A 17016-nucleotide genomic window follows, 5' to 3' on the forward strand; every position below is an offset into this window, starting at 1 on the left:
AATAGCTAATATAATCCTGAAGGTAAAGAAAATGGAAACCCTATTCAAAGTTTTTGAAAAATTTAGTTCCAGACCACTTTTTTTTATTTTTTTCGGACTCTCACTTTGTGAATTTTTTCAGAAACAATCTGTTCTGATGAATCCATCAGCAGATAACATCGCGAAATTATTCGCAGCCATGATATTAGTTGTTTTTTTTACTTGGGGATTTGAATGGCTAATCTTTAAGTTCAATGTAAACCTTGAACCTCATGATCAAGGCGATATTGGACCAACAATTGGAACGGCTGCTTTAGCTGTATACTTAGTTTATGCCTTTCATTTTCTCAGTGAAAATCCTGAAGCATTAAATTTAAAGTTATTAACTAACTCTGGTTTTATATACAGCACAACTCTATTATTATTCTCATTAGAAAGTATGAAGCTTAGAAGACTTAAACAAAAGTAAACAACATCATTGCGAGATAAATACAAAAGAGGTATGGCGGTAAATCACCATACCTAAAACATAATAATTTTGGTAGTATCAGTGATACATAATCCACACCAATATTGGAGCGATACTGAGACGCTATAACCTGATATCTTTCTCCATAACCAATTCTAAGTTCAGATTTAAGATGCGTTTTTTTTCTTTCCCTTTTTCTTTTGGGGTTTGTCGTGATGTGAATAATATATCTTTGGTTTCAGATTAAATCCTTCAACAACTTCCTTCCAAGTTTGAACCGCTAATAAAAATTGAATAGAATTGATGTCAATTAATTTTTTAGCTTTTGTAGTAGTTGAGATCCATAAAACCACATCAGTAATTGTCTCTTCAAATTTTACTACTCCTCTTACTATAGTTTGAATTGTGGTTTTTGACTGTTCAATATTATAAATTAGATCATGCGGTTTATCTGATATCTTTACAGCAATAATCTCTCCATTTTTATAAAGATCTGCAACTTCAACATTGTAGTCCTTGCCATTATCACGTAAGGATGGTATTTTTTTTAGCTGGCGATCTAGAAGTATATAACCTTTCTCATCAGACATCTTTTCATTAAAATAATATTCTCTATATTCTAATTTGTCTTTAGAAGTTCCTTCTGCGATTTGTTTTATTTTTTCAGCTTGCCATACTTTGAAGTCGTCTTCCTTAAGAGCATCTTTAACCTCAAATTTTATACTGGCTAAAGAAGTAGACAAATACTTCATAAAAGCAGAGTTAAATCGACTCCATCCTCCCCTCTTAAGGAAGAAGTGCTCGCTGCCCTCGCTATAAGTAATGCTCAATATTTCTTTTAACGAGGCTGTATGACCACTGTTATTTTCATTAGTTATCTTAACAAAAACTTTATTGACATCTTTTATGTTGTTATTTTTTATGAATTTCTTTACATCTGCTATTTTTATGTCATTAATTTTATCTGATGATTGAAGATACTTTCCACTCCCCTCAACTTTTGTGTGCAATTTAAAAAATGTCAAAGAATTATTAATTACAATAGAGGCACCAAAAGATTGAATCTCATCAATAATAACTTTTGCATCATCTGTAATGATCGATTGAAGTAGATAATTATCAAGCTCATCTATCTTTGACTCGTCAGTGATTTTTTCCGATTTAGGAAATTCGATTTTCTCTTTGGTTGCCAACGAAGAATCAATATCATTGAAAACATCGACTAATGCAGTAGGAGCACCATCCAAACTTAGCTGAATTGAATCAGAAAAAGTTATATTATTACATCCCCACTTGTCAGTTTCTTTGGCTTTTGTTTTGAGATGCTCGATGGATTCGCCAGGAAAATATGCTCCTTGAACAAACTGTGAGTATGAGGATGCCTCCTGACTCTTTCCCCCACAAAAGAATCTGCTTTTCTTGAGTAAAATATTTTCATCATTAGCTATACGCATTGCCACATTCAGCCCAAAGTCTGCTTCAATAAACTTGCTGAGATAAAAATGTGATTTACCAAGACTGATAAGATAGCAATTCTCAGGGTCCTTTTCTTTAAATCCTATTAGCAGGCCAAAATAGAATATATTATGAGGCTTTTCAATTTCTTCATTGAAGAAATCACTAAAAACATCCCACCACCATACTTCATTTCCTTTTAATTTATCAGAAAAATAAAATTTGAGTTGATAAGATTGATGTAGAATAGTTTTTTGTTCGACAAGCCCTTCTTTAATGATTTTTTTTGTCAATTCTGGAAGACTCTTATATGGCATTCTATATATGTTATAGCTGACTGACATTTAATCGCCTCTGAAATATATATTCATACAAGTTAATGTTAAAGTGAAAAATTTTTAATATACTTAATTTATCGAGCTAAAATACTCAATGAATTTAACAACTGTGTATCCAAGGTTTCACTTGAGGGCACTGGTAGTCCGTTCGCAATGCGATAATTTTTTATTGACTGCCTTGTGGAAGGCCCCATTATGCCGTCAATATTCCCGTTGTAATAACCTTTGTCCAGCAAAGCGAATTGAACCCGCATGATTAAGCGCTTACGCTTCTCTGTACCAGAAGTCAGCCCATTACTTGCACGGTTAGCTTCTGTAGTTCCAACAGAATTCGTAGTAGTAGAGTTGTTATTGTCGTTAGAACGAAGCGAACGCACAGAGGAAGAGGACGATGAGGGACTTGTTCCTGAACTTGAAGACCCAGATGAACTTGGTGAGCTGTATGTTTTTGGATAATAGGGAGTGCTGCCACCATAGTACCCGCCACCTGATGATGAACGGTGAGAACTATGGCTCCGATGGGAGCTATGACTGCGATGCCCTGCAATGTAGAATGGAACTTCGGTGTTAAGTGGGGCTATCACTAAATCATGTTCATTAAGAGTCATACCAGGCAAATCACTTGCTCCGGTAGATGAATCACTTGCCCATACAGAATTATTGAGTGCCAAAAACCCCGGAAGTAGAGCAGCAAAATTAAATTTTTTCATAAAATTGGTCTCGGTGGTTGATGAAAACGGCCCGTTGAAGAACTGAAATAACCAGCACAGGAAGACTTCTGAGTGCATTCATCACATTCTTTAGGATAGTAATTTTTCCAATCAGAGATCGACTGAGCAGCAAGCTCCCAGGCTCTTTCAGGAAGATGACACAAAGGATAATTAAAAATTGTTAGAGGTATACCTGACCTGTGTGCAGCGTCTATAGCGGAGGTTATTTTCTCACTATAGCTGCTGTGTTCAATGAAGATTGTTGACCAGTTTTTTCGCGCCCAACCGATAGATTCCAACCCCATAAGGGAAATCTGATTGATGTTGGAGAAAACACGGCCAACGAACTCTACGATGCCATCCAATTCCGTATAGTTAGCCAGTGTCGGAATAACTCTAAGTTCGATATTAATCCCTGAGTTCCCTGCATTGATTAACCCCTTAACCGTTTCATTAAATGCGCCATCACTTCCTACCAAATGATCATGCACAAGTGGTCTTGATGAGTAGAGCGGTATACCAAAGATGATTTTTATCTTTTTACTTCGCTTTGCCATTTCATGAGTAAAGTTGGTATCAGCAAATTTGCGCCCGTTTGTTAAAACATGCAAAGCAGTCTCTGGTGAGTTCTCGATGATAAAATCAATGAAATGTAGGAAATCATCTCCATACAGCAGAGGTTCACCACCGCTGACCCCAACAACTCCATTCAAACCAAATGAAGCTATAGCAAGGGCTGATTGGGTAAGCAGCCAGTCATCATTTGTATTCTTTGGTGGCTGGGAACAAAACAGGCACAGGTTATTGCAGCGTTCCGTAACTAAGACAGTATTATGATTGGCTCTGCGGGACAGAATAACGCGTATCATATTGCCATTGTTGATTATCCCAATATCTCCATCTTCAATTGACTCAAATAATTCAGTGCTAATAACAGAGTAATCAAAGCATGGTTGAATAGCATCATTATTGCCTTCAGCAACTACCAGTAAATTGGGCAAAAAGAATAAAGGGTTCACTGGTTTTTTTTTGCATAACCGATAGACCCCCTTGGGCACATTCTTTTTTGAAGCAAAATGAAAGATATCGTTCCTGATAACCTCAGACATATGCCCATCCTTTTAGCATCTCAGCCTTCGGACCACCTTCTGAGATGGAGTTCATCAGATACCTGAACATTCCCTTGTGATACTGACAAAACGTTGAACGACTCCTATCACCGACAGGCTCACCTTGTACACTTATGCTCTGGCATGGGTCTGCACCGCAAAATGGTTGATACGCGCATGTATCACAACCTGGCAGAGCAAAATTGAACGATGAACTCAATACTGCGTTATAGTAAGAACTCTTGGAAAATGATAGCGTCTTAACCTCACCCGCACTGAACTCCGTTTCAGGGTTCACCTTCTGCAACATACGGCTCTCATCGCTACCATATACTCGACCATCATAATTGAAAAGAATACTGTTAAGCACGACCCCACTTGGCGACTTCAAATCCGCATAACCACTAAAACCGGGATTGAAGATCCTTTTCAGATGAATGGAGGCCGAATGTTCCACAACCCTTATCCCTTCATTATTCATCTTAAGGATTTCATCTATCAACGAGGCATAGAAACTTAAGTATTCGTCCATAGAAAAGGTGAACGATGCTTTTTGTGCAAACCCATAGGGACTAACAGGTCGGATAAACATGTCCTTGAGGCCAAGAGACAAGTGAGCCTGGACAATCGATTCAGGATGCCTGATAAGATCTTTAGTAACTGTAGTAACCGTTGCAACGCGACCAGCGCCTAAAGACCGTTTGATAGCCTCTACTCCTGATACTGTTTTACTATAAGCAAGCCCATGACCAAGAATTCGATTACTGTTGTGAACAACTTCCTCACCATCAAGCGAAACAGAGAACGTTATGTTCCTGTCTCTCGACCATTCAAGCATATCCTCATTCAAGACAGACAGGCTTGATGCTATCACCATCTCAAAATCGGTGCTTCCCAGCGTTTCAGTACATTGCTCATAGATAGACTGAATTAAATCGAACCGCAAGAGTGGCTCTCCACCCTGTATCTCTATCTTGTAAGGTGGTGTCGATAGTTTTTTGATAGTCGAAATGATATCAGGGATGAGATCGGGATCTAGATCATAACCAGAGGCGTTCACTGAAGCTCTACTGACCTGACAATACTTGCAGGTATGGTCGCAGCGCAATGTGGGCACAATCATGAAAATTGGCCTGATCGCCAGTTCATTCATCAATCGTTTTGCAAAAGCAGAACTTAAAGCATAGGGAGCAATAGCTGATGAGCTTTCGTTGGTTATGAACAGCTTGCTTTCTAGTGCGTTTGATTGCTCCGCACTGATTTGCTCATCAGAAAGATCAAGCAGCTCTTGCTCATTAATGAAGTGATGAAAGCCAGCGAGGTTGCTTATAAAAACCCGTCCATTAGGCAATCTGTCAAAATTGAATGGCATCAATTCCATTACGAAAGCCTTTCATCGACACTGCGAAGCACTTTATGGACAATAGAATCTCTCAACGCCCCCGTTTTATGCTGTAGTTTTTCTCGCAAAGCATAATCATTCAGCAGCCTCTCGAATTCATAGAGGCATTCGGGACTATCGTTTTCAAAAGAGATTGTCCAGGAGGATATATCTTCACAAAGTTTCCACTGAGTAAGAGAAGTCATCCAGTACAGGCTATTGCGTATAACCCATTCAGAATAAACATCTTTTTTTAACGTCCTTTCGCACATTGCCATTGCCTCACAAAACTAATAATCACAATCAGCAACCGCTTTAAAGCGGATTTTTCCTATAGAAATGAGGATACACCATTTAATTAATATGTTACAGGATGTTAGCATCTGAATGGCGATTCCGAAAAAAGATGCTGCTTATCCTATGATAATCAATAATGTTTTCTGATTTTCATATGCCGCTTGAACCGGCAAACAGCTAAGAAGCTAACATGACGTTAAAACGCAGGGGTTTCAAAGAGTTGTTAGTGGCTTATAGTATGAGACGTATCCTTTCAGTAATCACAATGCGAAAGGATTCTGTACTGACTTGCTCGAAGAAGCGTTGACTAGTATCGTGGGCACAATTGATGTCAGGGAAGCCTACAATCGCTTTCACTATCTTGAGCAACGTAGAGAGAAGACGAATAGTTCAACATTACAAACAGGAATGCCGTGATGGAAAATAAAAAAATTAGTGATTTTTTATTTCATGGATATATCATATCATTAATTGCAACATTTTTATTAGTAATTTGGGTTAAGTTCCAACCAATAAATAGCATGTATTGGTTACTAACACCTTTAATCCCTGCAATAATACTTTCAATCTTTATTTTATTTTCAACGAATAGTCAACTGCGGAATATTATAAAATTATGCAATGATGCTATTCTTTATTCAATAAGTGCATTAACAGCCTCATTGTTAATATTAAAAACTCTACCTCCCGTAAAAATAGATTTATTTCAAACTCTGATGACCAACATCTTTGGGTATATTCTCTTACTCGCTTACACTATTTTACTAATCATTAAAGCGAGTATTGCTGCATCAGAAAGCATAGACAATTTTAAGTCTTATCGCTCGTCTTCTCAGAACACTCATCAAAAAGAACCTTTGCAATAATCATAATAAGTGGTAATAGTATTATACAAATTTCTGTTACCACGGCTAAAATAACATATCTATCATTAACATAATCTAGATTACTAAAACTAAAATTGGGAGTGATATTCAAAAAAAACAATGACGATATAATGAATAAAAAATAAGAAATTATTGAAATGATTATGACATTTTTCTTTTTCATATGCGTGCCTTTTTGAAATTTATTTTATATATAGATATCAAATTAATATTAATTGTCAATATCAATTCAATAATAAGCAAGGGCTAACTCTCAGCATCTCCTTCGGTGATACTTTGAGTTGCTCCTTGTTTTTTCGCCCTTTGGTTGAAAAAATCAAAACCAAAGTCAACTGCATACATTGACATTTTCAGCATCTATCATATAAATAAAATAAGCATAACGGACATGCTTATTTTACTTGCCTATATGAAAGGAGTTTATATGAATGATAGAAATCATACTTTTAATAATATCAAGCCATTCAGAATCTGTAGCTATGAAAATTTCGCTTCTGCTGAATTACCCTCTCAGAAGACACGTTCTCATTGTATTAGTATCAGATTAAATGATGCCGAGTTATCCTACGTTGATGGTTTACGAGAGGATCTTAACCGTGCTGTTTGGATACGTATGTCAGCATTGAATCGTCTCCCTCCCAAAATTCCTGAAATAAATCTACTTGTCTGGAAAGACCTTGCCAAGGCATCTCAGGATCTGAACAACCTTGTTCAGCATCTCAACACTAAATCACACGATAGTCCTTTTACTATCACCGAAATTTATACGGTGCAAAAAAGAATAAAAGCACTAAGAGATGCCCTTCTGTCAGCAAATCAATCTGTCAGTGATAAATAATGAAAGGGATGCAGAAAATCCGCAGAGGAAAGAGTTTTGCTGGTATCGTCCTCTATGCATTAAAGCCCGATTCTCATCATAAAAAAGACCCTATCGTGATCGGTGGAAATATAACGATAGTTGGCAATGTCGCTAAAGATCTGATCGCTGAATTTGATAGCACCAAACAGCTTCGCCCTGACGTGCAAAAGGCTGTTTGGCACAACTCGCTTCGCTTACCTAAAGGTGAATCACTTACGGCTAAACAGTGGTCCTGCATCGCAGATGACTACATGACAAGAATGGGGTTCTCTGAAACGCATCTCAGATGCTACATCCTACATGACGACGAAGACGGCCAGCACATCCATATCATCGCAAGCAGAGTTTCTCTTGTTGCAGGAAAGCTCTACCTCGGCAAGAACGAGAACCTGGCAAGCACAAGAATAATTCAGCAACTTGAAAGAGATTACAATCTGACAAGAACCAAAGGACCGAAAGCTACTCCAGCAGCGCCCTCACCTACACCGAAGCTCAAAAAATCCCGTAATGAGCTGATGATAGAAAAGAGAACTGGTGAGCTATGCCCAAAAGCAATCATCCAAAACGCCCTTGATGAACTGCTTGATACCAGGCAATCGATTACCGACTTCGTGCAACAGCTTATGGCACAAAATATCAGGCCAATCCCTAACATTGCTTCTGCGGGTAAGATGAACGGTTTTTCATTCGAATATAGGGGGATTGCTTTCAAAGCTTCGCAGCTCGGTAAGGGTTATTCTTGGTCAGCCTTGCAGAACAAACTCAACTATCAACCGGAACGTGATAATGCTTTCCTGTTTGAACTGAAAGCATCTGTCAGTGAAGCGCCTTGTACGTTCATGACTACAGATGCTCCTGAAATCACAACAAGAGAGGTTCACAGCCCCATAGAAGCGCTTATCCATGATAACCGTGCTGGTCAGGACGAATACACTAACGCTTCTGTAAAGCAGTTTCACTTAGAAGCTGGTGCCAAAGAAGCGTTAAAAGAAGCCCCCGACCAAAGCTATGCAGTTTCAGCGTTCAGGTGGTTGGAATACATCCCCTACCTCGATGTAATTTATCGTATGTTGAAAAACCTCAAAATCCCAACCCTTAAACGTCCTCGAAAACACACAACCATCACTGGCGTGAGAGTGATAGAGATTATGCCTCTCCCCCAAAAAAATCTCATCGAATCAGCACCTCAATCCAGAAGAGCTTCGCTTTCGATGTAAGGCTAGCAAGCCTTTTTGGATAAATATATCCCAATACATTGATCGTTTATACCGATCGATAACTTATAGCTGATAGATTGTATCTATCATTAATTCATAATCGATCGGTACAAGTGATTTGCGTTTCTTACGAACTAAGTCAAAATGTCAATTTACATGAAATCATCTAACGATATGATTTAACTAGTCTATTTACTTATTCATTAGCTCAAGCGCAGGGTTTGAAATGGCAACTACCATCTCAACTGTAAGCCTGGACGGTTTCATACATCACCGAATATGACTTCATCTTGAATACTAAGGAACTTGTATGAGCATCTCCGCTACGAAAAGCAGGAAGAAAGAAGCTGAAGCTGGTCTTTCTGATGATCCTCGGCAAACGGAAATCACGACACCCAATTTTGTGCTGTTTGGTGAAACTTTCACATTTATTGAGACTTTCTCTGCCACTGTCATCGACTCCGATCCAGGCAATGGTCATATCTGGGTAAAAACCAACACAGGGGATGAGAAGCAGATTTCTGACTATGGTATCCCTTTCAGAAGTTCACACACTATCCATAAATACGAACTTCGCCAATATAGTGAGGATGGTTCGTATGATGCATATAAAGATGCGCTTGTCGTTAATAAGAAAACGGGTGAACACGAGGTAAACTTAAAAAGAAAAACCATTATTATCCCCGCTTTTCTGACAATGCTATTTCTTACTGCCTCAACAGCATCGTATTACAGAGCAATGCCTGTTCCAAAGTTTCTCACCGTTATTTTCATTTTACTTTGTGCTGCTGCACTTATTTCATTTCTCACACTACCCTGGGGATTTAAAGACGGCTACATGTGGAGCGACCACAAATACATGTGGTTTACATATCTTTTCTCAAGAGTTGGAAGTTTTATTTTTATCAATTTGATGAAAAGAAGAAGCCAGAAATTTGAAAATGAACTTAGAAATCTTATTGAGTCAGTAAAGCGCTAAAATTTAAAAATAAAAAAGGAAAGTGTGGTATGAAAAAAATCATAATCGTAGGATTCGTTTTTCTGACCTTGGCAGGTTGTTCTTCAGTAGGCAACCAGTCATTGAAAAATGAGACGCAGGAAAGTGTGAAAACCAAAATTGTTAAAGGCAAAACTACAAAACAGGACGTATTAGCATCGTTCGGTGAACCTGACAGCCGTTCTTTGATCGATGGTGAAGAACAATGGTCATACACTATGTATAACAGCCAGTCCAAAGCAACCTCTTTCATCCCCGTTGTGGGACTGCTTGCAGGTGGCGCAGACTCACAAACTAAATCTCTGACAGTTTCTTTCAAAGGCGAAAAAGTCAGCACATACATCTTTAATGCTGGAACAAGCAACGTGAAGACTGGCATTTTTTAGATAAAAGACAAAACCAGCATCAAGGGAAAATCTAGCCCGCAGTTGAAACCTACGGGCTTTTTACAGAAACATAAATCACTTTTTAAAGAAAGTGATTATCTTTTTCAGCCTCCCCCAAACTTTACTGTTCATTTCTACAGTCTCAGTATTTTCCTTTAAAGAGGATCTTATTGGCTCTGGCTCTGGCTCTGGCTCTGGCTCTGGCTCTGGCTCTGGCTCTGGCTCTGGCTCTGGCTCTGGCTCTGGCTCTGGCTCTGGCTCTGGCTCTGGCTCTGGCTCTGGCTCTGGCTCTGGCTCTGGCTCTGGCTCTGGCTCTGGCTCTGGCTCTGGCTCTGGCTCTGGCTCTGGCTCTGGCTCTGGCTCTGGCTCTGGCTCTGGCTCTGGCTCTGGCTCTGGCAAAGGAGAACTAAAATCTAATGAAGTTTCAATATTATATTCATGATTTTTATGGTCTATATCAGATAATGAAATGGGTTGTTCATTCAATGATGATACAGACAGATCATTTTCAATGTAATAATTACTATCATTATATGAGCTTTCAAATTTACCCAAGAAAGCCACATATACTAATTTAAAGTGGTTTGTCTTAAATAGAAACTTATCATTTTCATCCGGCATCCCAAAAAAGAAAACCGTCAGGTATTTTTTAGCATTCCTTTTATCTTTAAGTCCCTTATAATACCTATCAGCTTCCTTCCTTTGCTTTTCATATTCCTTCCAAAACACATCCTTCTGACTTTTATTCCAGTCAGAAACATCAATTTCAAGCGTAAATGGTTTTTGGGTCTTCTTATCCCTTGCGAGGAAAGTAATACAATGTTTATCTGAATCTTCATGCAACCGAATATTAGACTGGACTACACCATAATAAATAGCAGGTTTGTAATAACGTATGTTGTTTTTGTAAAAAATAAGTTGAAATGTATCTTTATAAGATCGCGTGCCATATGGAGGGATTGATAGCTGTTCATTATGATTGCTATTATTTATGTAATAGTCAACGACTGGCTTAATACTTGATGAAGATACAGGATGTTCATTACCTTTTTTTTCATCCTTGTGATTTTCATTTCTACTATTTCTGGCATTTTTAACACCACCTCTTGGTTTCACATCAATTTTTAAAAGTGATATAACCGGAGCAGGTGGCGAATTATGTTTTCTTTCGTCATTTGAAGTATGATTGTTTTTATATCGTGGATCATGAATACCACATCCATCCTTATGTTTATCGCCATATCTAAAATATGATTGATTAATATGTTTCATAGTAAAACTACAAGGTGTGGCTTTAATTTTACAAGGCTCGTATGGGCATTCAAAACTCGTTGTCTTAATGTAAAAATCATCCATTCCACGGAGATCATTTCCATGAATGATTTCATCAGTCGAACTATCCTTCGCAATCGTCATATCTTAACCCTATGAAAATCTATGTCCTTCTAAGGATTCTAGCTTTTTCTTATTGACGATCCAATCAAAAAATTGTACCCCAACTTACCAAAATACACTATCAAGTCGAAGTTATTAACTTAAGAGGTAGAATTAATATTTTTCAAAGAAATTAAATGTTTGACAGAACGATGCTGAATAATATCGCTAACCTTAGTAAGGTCAGGGGGTTGTTATACACAACCCCCCTCTATTATCGTTTGTTAAAGGTTCTGGGTATGTATGCATGGTAACAGTAAAAGCACCTTAGAGGATGCTTTTAAGCATTAATTATATTCATGGAATTATAGATTTATGAATCTAATATTAAAATTTAGACTATAGATTAAGTAAGTTCAATGAAAACCATACAAATACTACAACCCATATCTTTTCCTTTTATCCTTTTTCGATAATTCTCTTTTTAGAGTTGAAGCCTCATATTTCCTTTTCTCATTAGCATAGACTTTCTCTGTTCGGCTACCATTACTGACTATAAAGTTAATCAATGAAGAGCATACATGCTTCATACGCTCTTTGTTGATCAAATCATCATCAAGTTTATTTATATGAGTATAATATGAAAGTAGCAGAAAGGTTAAAACAACCTCCCTGTTGGAGAAGGTCATTTTTTCGATACCACTTTGGTATTTGATATAAAATCCTGCACAAAAAAGATATGATTGTTCTATAATTCGTTGCTCTGAGAAACCTGATTCAGCGAGTTTATCAACGAATCGATCAAGCAGAAGAAGATACCTTTCCATAAGATTAATATTTATTTTTTCCATAATATGCATCCTTGCAATTTTTTTGTCATCCTGACAATTAAAGAAATACCATAATTATTAATCATGTCAATAGTTAAAACCTATCAATTTTATTAAAGGTATTTTGCAGGTAACGGATTATTAAGTTCTTCAATCGTTATTTGTTTAAGGTGAGCATTATAAAGCCATACTTTGAACTGCTCTAAATAGCGTTCATTTAATGCCTTCAAAGCTTCATTTTCTGCTTCAAGTCTTCTAATTCGTTGAGAAGCCACTTTTAAATTAGCAGGTTTTACAGTGTGTATTGCACCAGATTTGATAGTGGCCTTTTTCACACTGAAGCTTTCTGCAATCCTTACATGACTACTTAAGGATTGTCTTGATGGTCTTTTCCCAATAATCCTTACTAACCTGTCGCACAAAGCATCCCAGGTTAGTTTTTCATCTATAGACCATGTGTTAATAACATCTACAATCTTCTTCTCATGATAACCATTTATATGCTTAGCCATTCATTCTCCTTTTTTTATTCTCTTATGGAATTCATACCATCTATCAGCATTTATGTTCCCATCATTTTTATCATACAGTGTTCTTTTTAAAATTTTATCGTGAATGTTTGAAATCGTTTCGTTATCTAAACTAGAATTCTCAATCGGATAATGTTCACACGGCTTAAACGCATATGAGTGCTTGCAGTAGCCATGTTTTGATACAAGTACTGCACCACTACTAAGTGAGTCAAACTCATTAAGATCCACCACTGGAATATCCTTTATTCTGTGCTCATTAACACATACTGATAACTTTTGTTCTCTTATTGCTTTAGACATTTGAAGATGCGATCTGTGGTCATAAGAAACATTTTGAGAAATAAGCTTACGTCCAGACCAGCGAGCAATACTAAATTCATCCATACCATTTATTTGAGCAAATGTGTTGAGAAGATGCCTTAGTTGATGTGTTCTTAGCAAATATGGGCTACCATCTTCATTTATATAACCATGTCTTTTAAAAACATTAAAATACCCTTTTATATAATCAGAATCAACGATATCAGTTTTAAAAAAATTCGTTGTAGGTCTGAATAATTTATCTGACATTTCCTTTTTATTTTGATTTAACTGTCCTTCAGTTAACAAGCAAAGCGCATTAGAATATTTGATTTTCTTCTCTCTATCATACCAAAAGAGATCAGGAGGTATATTTTCTTTAAGGGTTCCCTTCGTTGAATTAGAGTGATTCTTTTGAATTTCAGCAGCCAATAACCTCGCTTGACTTGATAATTCTTTTAATCTGCTAATAGCCTTTTTAGCTACAGGTATCATTAAAGTTGGAATCCATTTTATATTGCCTTCATACCCTTTTGCTGAAAAAAATCTTAAACCGTATCTTTGAATGCCCTTTCCATCACATTCTGTGATTTCACAATCCGCTGGCAAAGCTAAAATTTCCGATATCCTACTCGGTGCACACATAAGTAAAGCAAGCACAGATGTAGTAAATATATCTCTTGACGATAATTGTTCATCCCGCTTTGAAAAAATCTCAGCAATCGCAATAACTGATTTGATATCAGGCAATCTAGAATGGCCTTCCAGTGAAGAATCATAACCAGTCCAAGACTGAGTAATCCTATACCTAATTGGATTTACCCAAAATAAATAAAATGAGTTAGTCATCCTATTATCATTTAAAAATGAACTCAATTTCTCAAGTTCTTTCCCAATAGCAAATGCATGTGCTTTAGAATACTTTTCAGAGGCTATCCTTATGCATTCATCAAAGATTGAATTGTTGCAATAGTTTACATTAGCTTCCATATTGATTTTAAGTAAAACGAATTCGACAATCTTCAACATTGATAATGTTGAGTGTTTCGTCTTAGATTTATTGAATGAATGCACATGCAACATATATGCTTTAGCAAAATTAATAAAGCTATCATCTAAGCACTCCTTGCTGTTTAGGTTGTTTTTTGAGTTAAACTTAGTAAACCTATATAAACCTTTCCATTTATTGCTTTCCCATGAAGTTGTTAAATTATTATTAGAAATAGTACTCTTACAAAACTCGATAAACTTAATAACATTATCGTGAGGGTTGTTTTTATTGCTTGGTTCAAAAATAAATATATTGTTCATAATGCTCTCCAGGGATTGAATTTTTTACACGTTAAACATTTCAAATCCTCTTTCGTATCTTCCAATAAGAAAAATGCATCTGAAACATACTTGATAAAAAAGTTCTTGTTTTCTTCAATCTCTATGCCCATAAGTATATTAGATAAGGGGTTAAAAAACTCACTTAGTCTCTTATCGATGTCATAAACGTTGTCAGGATTATTTTTTATATATATCATAGAAGAGTTTACTGATTTATGATCTAACGCTTTAGCAATCACCTCAATTGAGGCTCCTTCATTAGCCAGTCGACTTCCTAACGTATATCTGAATCTTCTAGCATTAAGTTCTATATAGCTGTTAGTCCTTTCTGACCTAACATCGAATTTTGACGGAAAGTGTTTTAATAGTTTTGACATAACTGAATTTTTCATATGGAAAAAATCTGTTGTTAAATCATATAAAAAATCCTCAATCCTTTTTGTTTCCGTAATCTTATCTAAATTCATGAAGATTGGTAATTCGCCTCTATAGTTACTAATCCCAACACTGAATTTATCTTCAACAAACGCCTGATTTTGATTAATTAGCATCGATAAGCTGTCATATAAGAACGGTTCTATCATAACCATGTTAAATTCTTTTCTGAAACATTTTCTTTGTTTTACTTTTGGTACATTCAAAAAGCACCCTCTCTCATTTTTAATGAGATCTTTAGCTTTTAGAGATATTAATTGTAATGGCCTTCTTCCTGTTATTGCCAGCAAAAGGATATAACAATACAAAAAGCATTGAATTTTCTTCTCATGATAAAATTTTCCAACGGCGTTAATGATGTTATTGAATTCCGTTTCAGTTAAAGGTCCTTTATTTGGATCTCGTCTTTTAACTGCATCTCCTGTTTGGTTTGGAATGATTTTTATTTTCTCCAGCATTCTAATGGCAGTCGCTTCTACCCCAGGATAATTGAGATTTTTCCATTTAATTATGAAAGCCTTAATTAAGTTTAGTTTGTAGTTTCTTTCTGAACCTAAATAAACATTCAATTGATATATTGCTTTGTCATCAATAGTATCGATGGTTATTGCACCAAACCACTTATAAAATAGAGTGTTAATATTTTGTATATAAAAAGAACTATATTCAGACGCATAGTAAGCTAATGTTTTTAAGTAGCTAAGTTTCATTTTTGCAGGCATTATATCTACAACTTTATGAGGGTATACGCAGTTTTCTTTATCAAGTTGCCATTTCTTATCTGACAGTTTGAAACTATATCTATTCATCTTAGCAAAAAAAATTTGCTCACTTTCAATACATTTGATTTCCACATTAAACCCCATTAATTATTTTACTTACTGATTTATAGACCTTTAGGACGACATCCTTCTCTTGTTGGGATATATATTTAAAATTGTATCTATCACACATGATTGACTCCTTTGACCAACCCATTAGATAATTCCTTAAATCTTTCCTTCTACTATATTCTAATTCAGCGCCTTCTATTCCTTTAGAATACATATAATTCCAAGAGTGCCTTAACCTATGACCTGAAAGATTATATAGCTTTGGACTTGCTCGTTTCAGTGTTGATATCACCTTCTCATAAGCTGAAATGCTTAAGGGTTCTCCTGCGTTTTTTCCGGTGCAATGAGCCACCAATAAGAAATTATGCTTTTTCCTTTTTGTCATTTTTTCCCTGCTATTGCTTATGTAATCAAAAATTTCACTGGCTAACTCATCAGATAACGGAATAACCCTTTCTCCAGTCTTTACTAATGGTTGATAAGATCTTCCATCTTCTTTTGAATCATGTCTTCTGACTACACTTAAAGTATTGTCTCTGAGATCAAAATCATCTATTTTAAGATTGAGCAACTCTCCAGCCCTTAAACCTAAATTTAAGAGCAAGGTAAATATTAGTCTGTTCCTGACCTGTACTTCCTTATGGAAAGGGTTTTCAATCCCGCCAATTTCCAATAGACGGAAAAGCACATTGATCTCTTCTTCGTTTAACGATTTTTCAGATATTTCATTCATATTCAATGAACTGTTTCTTGGAATATGTGCTCTGATACTTTCAATAAATACTTCTACTTCATACTTTGCATGAATCCCCTTTGACGAATGAACTAATCCACATAACCACTTAAGGTAGCGTGAAAAAACGTGTACTCTATAACTAAAGGTTCTCTTCGCAATAAACTTATTACTTGCTGATTTTATATTTATAATTTTTTGTCTATCGAATCTTTGTTTCGCATATCTTACCAGATCATCTATTTCTGCAACACTGAGATACTTTTTAAGCTCAATTCTCTCAACTATATTAATTTTCCTACTATCTAAGAAATTACTAAAAATTAGTAAGTTAGTTGCAACTATTTCCATAGTTGAGGCGGTTGCGCCTCTATTTCTTATGTCTGTAGTAAGAAATAGATTTTGATAGTAAGCTGGTAAATTACTATTTTTATCAAGGATCAGGCATCCTCGCTCCCCATTACTCATGATGAATTTCTTTACTTTATATCCCATTTTGACCTCATTCTTTACAAATTAATATCACTCTCACTTATTAAATATATTCCAATTCAAAATAATT

The 17016-nt window shown here is 36.1% G+C and carries 16 protein-coding genes and 1 pseudogene; 6 read left to right on the plus strand and 11 right to left on the minus strand.

Translation table 11 applies throughout. The features are described from left to right. Positions 1-31: 31 nt before the first annotated feature. Entirely contained in the window at positions 32-448 is a 417-nt protein-coding gene (locus VPX56_RS16870; protein WP_000448924.1) for a hypothetical protein, read from the plus strand. Here the strand turns inward: VPX56_RS16870 and VPX56_RS16875 are convergent. The 5 genes and pseudogenes from VPX56_RS16875 to hxsD all read right to left on the minus strand — a co-directional run bounded on the left by VPX56_RS16875 (position 435) and on the right by hxsD (position 5713). Next, positions 435-2247, minus strand: a pseudogene (locus VPX56_RS16875) (DUF6119 family protein). The gene VPX56_RS16870 and the pseudogene VPX56_RS16875 sit on opposite strands and share 14 nt — an antisense overlap. Before the next feature lie 68 nt (positions 2248-2315). After that, complete coding sequence (gene hxsA, locus VPX56_RS16880) at positions 2316-2951, minus strand: His-Xaa-Ser repeat protein HxsA (RefSeq protein ID WP_326467795.1); 636 nt, start codon at positions 2949-2951, stop codon at positions 2316-2318. Next, on the minus strand, positions 2948-4060 hold the full coding sequence (gene hxsC / locus VPX56_RS16885) for a His-Xaa-Ser system radical SAM maturase HxsC (protein ID WP_326467797.1): 1113 nt from the start codon (positions 4058-4060) through the stop codon (positions 2948-2950). The genes hxsA and hxsC overlap by 4 nt, the downstream gene beginning before the upstream one ends. Beyond that, positions 4053-5441: a His-Xaa-Ser system radical SAM maturase HxsB gene (gene hxsB, locus VPX56_RS16890; RefSeq protein WP_326467799.1), complete on the minus strand. Its 1389-nt coding sequence runs from the start codon at positions 5439-5441 to the stop codon at positions 4053-4055. The genes hxsC and hxsB overlap by 8 nt, the downstream gene beginning before the upstream one ends. Then, a complete protein-coding gene (hxsD, locus tag VPX56_RS16895) occupies positions 5441-5713 on the minus strand; it encodes a His-Xaa-Ser system protein HxsD (RefSeq protein ID WP_000333418.1) in 273 nt (90 codons plus the stop codon). The genes hxsB and hxsD overlap by 1 nt, the downstream gene beginning before the upstream one ends. A gap of 441 nt (positions 5714-6154) precedes the next feature. Between hxsD and VPX56_RS16900 the strand changes: the two genes are divergently transcribed. The 5 genes from VPX56_RS16900 (at position 6155) to bamE (ending at position 10084) form a co-directional block, all read left to right on the plus strand. Continuing rightward, positions 6155-6604 (plus strand): hypothetical protein, encoded by a 450-nt coding sequence (locus VPX56_RS16900; protein WP_163387558.1) that lies wholly within the window; start codon positions 6155-6157, stop codon positions 6602-6604. A 445-nt stretch (positions 6605-7049) separates the two neighbouring features. Next, the gene (locus VPX56_RS16905) at positions 7050-7463 is read left to right on the plus strand and encodes a hypothetical protein (protein ID WP_001610850.1); all 414 of its coding nucleotides are present in this window, start codon (positions 7050-7052) and stop codon (positions 7461-7463) included. Next, complete coding sequence (locus VPX56_RS16910; RefSeq protein WP_326467803.1) at positions 7463-8701, plus strand: relaxase/mobilization nuclease domain-containing protein; 1239 nt, start codon at positions 7463-7465, stop codon at positions 8699-8701. Before VPX56_RS16905 ends, VPX56_RS16910 begins: the two co-directional genes overlap by 1 nt. 310 nt (positions 8702-9011) lie before the next feature. Beyond that, on the plus strand, positions 9012-9680 hold the full coding sequence (locus VPX56_RS16915; RefSeq protein WP_326467805.1) for a hypothetical protein: 669 nt from the start codon (positions 9012-9014) through the stop codon (positions 9678-9680). Positions 9681-9781: 101 nt separating this feature from the next. Next, complete coding sequence (gene bamE, locus VPX56_RS16920) at positions 9782-10084, plus strand: outer membrane protein assembly factor BamE domain-containing protein (RefSeq protein WP_001417601.1); 303 nt, start codon at positions 9782-9784, stop codon at positions 10082-10084. 75 nt (positions 10085-10159) lie between these two features. Here the strand turns inward: bamE and VPX56_RS16925 are convergent, their stop codons facing one another. The 6 genes from VPX56_RS16925 to VPX56_RS16950 form a co-directional block, all read right to left on the minus strand. Then, on the minus strand, positions 10160-11500 hold the full coding sequence (locus tag VPX56_RS16925; protein WP_326467807.1) for a hypothetical protein: 1341 nt from the start codon (positions 11498-11500) through the stop codon (positions 10160-10162). Positions 11501-11895: 395 nt separating this feature from the next. Further along, entirely contained in the window at positions 11896-12309 is a 414-nt protein-coding gene (locus tag VPX56_RS16930; protein ID WP_080172273.1) for a hypothetical protein, read from the minus strand. 92 nt (positions 12310-12401) lie between these two features. Continuing rightward, complete coding sequence (locus VPX56_RS16935) at positions 12402-12800, minus strand: hypothetical protein (protein ID WP_001052044.1); 399 nt, start codon at positions 12798-12800, stop codon at positions 12402-12404. Further along, positions 12801-14432: a DNA-binding protein gene (locus VPX56_RS16940; RefSeq protein WP_326467812.1), complete on the minus strand. Its 1632-nt coding sequence runs from the start codon at positions 14430-14432 to the stop codon at positions 12801-12803. Next, entirely contained in the window at positions 14429-15742 is a 1314-nt protein-coding gene (locus tag VPX56_RS16945) for a tyrosine-type recombinase/integrase (RefSeq protein WP_326467814.1), read from the minus strand. Before VPX56_RS16945 ends, VPX56_RS16940 begins: the two co-directional genes overlap by 4 nt. 1 nt (position 15743) lies before the next feature. Beyond that, on the minus strand, positions 15744-16949 hold the full coding sequence (locus VPX56_RS16950; RefSeq protein WP_326467816.1) for a site-specific integrase: 1206 nt from the start codon (positions 16947-16949) through the stop codon (positions 15744-15746). Positions 16950-17016: the final 67 nt, after the last annotated feature.

The sequence above is a fragment of the Enterobacter wuhouensis genome, from assembly GCF_035835995.1.
Lineage (GTDB): Bacteria > Pseudomonadota > Gammaproteobacteria > Enterobacterales > Enterobacteriaceae > Enterobacter > Enterobacter wuhouensis.

Coding starts and splice junctions, on each gene's coding strand:
- hxsD (WP_000333418.1), bottom strand. CDS start 5,713: ATGTGCGAAAGGACGTTAAAAAAAGATGTTTATTCTGAATGGGTTATA.
- hxsB (WP_326467799.1), bottom strand. CDS start 5,441: ATGGAATTGATGCCATTCAATTTTGACAGATTGCCTAATGGACGGGTT.
- VPX56_RS16940 (WP_326467812.1), bottom strand. CDS start 14,432: ATGAACAATATATTTATTTTTGAACCAAGCAATAAAAACAACCCTCAC.
- VPX56_RS16870 (WP_000448924.1), top strand. CDS start 32: ATGGAAACCCTATTCAAAGTTTTTGAAAAATTTAGTTCCAGACCACTT.
- VPX56_RS16915 (WP_326467805.1), top strand. CDS start 9,012: ATGAGCATCTCCGCTACGAAAAGCAGGAAGAAAGAAGCTGAAGCTGGT.
- VPX56_RS16935 (WP_001052044.1), bottom strand. CDS start 12,800: ATGGCTAAGCATATAAATGGTTATCATGAGAAGAAGATTGTAGATGTT.
- VPX56_RS16925 (WP_326467807.1), bottom strand. CDS start 11,500: ATGACGATTGCGAAGGATAGTTCGACTGATGAAATCATTCATGGAAAT.
- VPX56_RS16930 (WP_080172273.1), bottom strand. CDS start 12,309: ATGGAAAAAATAAATATTAATCTTATGGAAAGGTATCTTCTTCTGCTT.
- VPX56_RS16905 (WP_001610850.1), top strand. CDS start 7,050: ATGAATGATAGAAATCATACTTTTAATAATATCAAGCCATTCAGAATC.
- hxsA (WP_326467795.1), bottom strand. CDS start 2,951: ATGAAAAAATTTAATTTTGCTGCTCTACTTCCGGGGTTTTTGGCACTC.
- VPX56_RS16950 (WP_326467816.1), bottom strand. CDS start 16,949: ATGGGATATAAAGTAAAGAAATTCATCATGAGTAATGGGGAGCGAGGA.
- VPX56_RS16900 (WP_163387558.1), top strand. CDS start 6,155: ATGGAAAATAAAAAAATTAGTGATTTTTTATTTCATGGATATATCATA.
- VPX56_RS16910 (WP_326467803.1), top strand. CDS start 7,463: ATGAAAGGGATGCAGAAAATCCGCAGAGGAAAGAGTTTTGCTGGTATC.
- hxsC (WP_326467797.1), bottom strand. CDS start 4,060: ATGTCTGAGGTTATCAGGAACGATATCTTTCATTTTGCTTCAAAAAAG.